This is a genomic window from Neobacillus drentensis, assembly GCF_036966985.1.
GTDB classification, from domain to species: domain Bacteria; phylum Bacillota; class Bacilli; order Bacillales; family Cytobacillaceae; genus Neobacillus; species Neobacillus drentensis_E.
The window spans coordinates 1-2,938 of record NZ_JBALSN010000556.1 but is presented as its reverse complement, the minus strand read 5'-3'; the positions used below and the strand labels follow the sequence as shown (position 1 = coordinate 2,938).

2 protein-coding genes are annotated in these 2,938 nt (G+C 36.1%); both read left to right on the top strand.

Translation table 11 applies throughout. The features are described 5' to 3' along the window. Positions 1-163: 163 nt before the first annotated feature. Complete coding sequence (locus V7659_RS27865; RefSeq protein WP_283873910.1) at positions 164-484, top strand: ribonuclease E inhibitor RraB; 321 nt, start codon at positions 164-166, stop codon at positions 482-484. A gap of 261 nt (positions 485-745) precedes the next feature. Further along, on the top strand, positions 746-2,674 hold the full coding sequence (locus tag V7659_RS27860; protein ID WP_335543313.1) for a glycosyl hydrolase family 18 protein: 1,929 nt from the start codon (positions 746-748) through the stop codon (positions 2,672-2,674). Positions 2,675-2,938 lie beyond the last annotated feature (264 nt).

Genomic DNA, 2,938 nt, shown 5'->3' with positions numbered 1-2,938 from the left:
GGATTGTACAATACACATTATATAATTCGTATTTTTAGAGACTATGTAGAAGATGTTAATAATATGTTAAATCAAGGCGTTAAATTGATAATTTTGGTTAGTGGAATAGAAATAAGTGAATTATAATGAACATGAATGAATTAGAATATGGAGGAAAAAACCAATGAAATTTCCAAATGATGCGGATGGAGAGGCTTTACGAAGTCTTTATAAAGATGGAGTGAATTTTAAAAAACCACAATCAGTCGAATTTTTTGTGGCTGTGCCTGATCAAGTAACAGGTGAAAAATTATCGCAGGTATTAAAAGAAGAAGGATTCAACTGTTTCCTTGAGCAAGACGACGAAACGGATGAGTGGGCATGTTCTTGCTCGAAAAGAATGCTATTAAATTATAGTGAATTAATTAAAATTCAGAATAAATTAAATGACTTAAGTAAACCACATGGCGGTTATTCTGATGGTTGGGGTGTTTTTGTAGATTAGAATTTAGCCTTGGTAAGATAGGTATTGATCCTTTTATGGAATTTCGAACGGGTTAATGTAGGCTATATTGAAATTCGGAAATAGATGGTGGAATCCTAGTCCTGCCATTTATGTAAGCCGAAGTGAAGCTAGATAAAAGGAAGTAGTTCATTGGTGTCAGGCACCATTAACTACTTCTTTTTATTTGGTCTGAGGTTGTTCAATTCAGGACACTATGCTTTTTTGTGTGTAAGATGGTTTTTTAGAGAAGTAAGGGGGAAGTTGAAAAAATCTAAATATAAACGACTAGCGGTACATTCTTATATCACTACTATTGTCTCTATTTTTCAGACTATTCTTTATATTAAAATGAAAATAAAAGATGAATGGAGAGAGAGAATGAATGCTGCACAGAAACCGAAGTTTCAATCTAGAAAATTATTATTAGTTTTATTCGTGTTTTTTGTATTATTTAGTTGTTTTGCAAATGTCACGAGCGTTGAGGCTGCAAAACCAGATCGAATAGCCCCAACCTCACCAACTAATCTCCATGCAACAAATATTACAGACACATCCATTTCGTTAGCTTGGAATCAATCCACTGATAATATTGGCGTTACTGGTTATGACATTTACCAAGATAATAGATACATAGGAAATGTTACTTCCACTCAATACGTGGCTAACAATTTAAGTCCGAATTCGTCCTATCGTTTTTTTATCAAAGCGAGGGATGCACGAGGAAATCTTTCGAATGCCAGTAATACTATTCAGGTTACAACGAATCCAAAGGCATCATTGGACCAACCTCCTCAAGTCAGTGAAATCCAAGTTTCTCCCATTGGGAGTGATGGTAAGACAGTAAGTGGAACCGTTAATTTGTCAGTAAATGCGAGTGATGATAAAGGAATTAGCAAAGTTGAGTTTTATAGTAATAATGGCAGCTATTTAATCCGCTCGCTAACTACTGCCCCTTATAATGTCAGTTGGGCTACGGATCCATGGGTGGCCGATGGAGAACAAATAATAAAAGTCGTCGTTTACGATTCAGCAAATCAAACAACTAAAGTTTCAAGGACGATTCTAGTAGATAATTCTGTTACTCAAGTTCCTACAGAATATAAAACAGTGGGTTATTTTGCAGGTTGGGCTACCTACTCGAATTATCAAGTGACAGACATTGATGCTAGTAAACTCACTCACCTGAATTATGCATTTGCTAATATTTCTGCTGATGGAAAAATAGAGGTGGGAGACCCTTGGGCAGATATTGATCAATCATTTCCTGGTGATACAGCAGATCAGCCCTATAAAGGGAATTTTTATCAATTAACAAAACTTAAACAACAATTTCCACATTTGAAAACCATAATCTCAGTGGGCGGCTGGTCATGGTCAGACAAATTTTCAGATGTTGCTTTAACAGAACAATCACGAACCATCTTTGCAGAAAGCTGTCTGCAATTTATCCTGAAATACGGATTTGATGGAATTGATTTGGATTGGGAATATCCAGTAGCGGGAGGAGAAGCAGGGAATAGTAACCGGCCTGAGGATAAGCAAAATTTTACACTTTTAATCAAGAAAATCAGAGAAACGTTAAATGCTCAAAGTATTAAGGATGGAAAAACGTATTTATTAACGATAGCCGGAGGGGCAAATAAAGGCTATGTTGCCAATACGGAATTAAACCTGCTTCAACAGTATCTTGATTACATCCAGCTCATGACATATGATTTTCATGGATCTTGGGATACCTTGACAGGAATGAATGCTCCTTTATATCGAGACCCGGAGTCTGGATTTTCAGAGTTCAGTGTCCAAGATGCAGTACAGAGTTATATCAATAGTGGGGTGCCTGCAAATAAACTTATTATGGGTATTCCCTTCTACGGAAGAGTCTACAACCAAGTAACTAATACGAACAATGGTTTATATCAGTCGTTTACGGGCGGAGGTTCTGCTCTTAGTTATGGAGAAATAGAGTCAAGTTATCTTAACAAAAACGCATTCACTCGTTTGTGGGAGCCTGATTCCAAAGTGCCTTGGTTGTTTAATGGTTCTCAATTTATTAGTTATGATGATACCGAATCGATTGGATATAAAACCTCTTATATTAAGTCGATGGGGCTGGGCGGAGCCATGATGTGGGAACTGAGCCAAGATCCTAATAGGGTGTTATTAAGCAAGATTAATAATGATTTAAGATAATAAATGTAAAGTAAAGCCCTAGGCCCAATCCTCTATTTAGATTGGTCCTAGGTTTTTTTGTACTATATACAAATTCTAAAAAACAAAAAAAGTGGATTCGAAGCATACTCCACTTTTTGCATAGGTTCCAATAATATACCTATAAGAAGCTCTATGTGGTCATCATTCTAAAAAATGTCAATTATTCCAACGATTGTAGAAAAAGTATATAATGAATTTGGACGATTCATGTGGTCGGGCATTTACGGAAAAGGGGATAAGAAC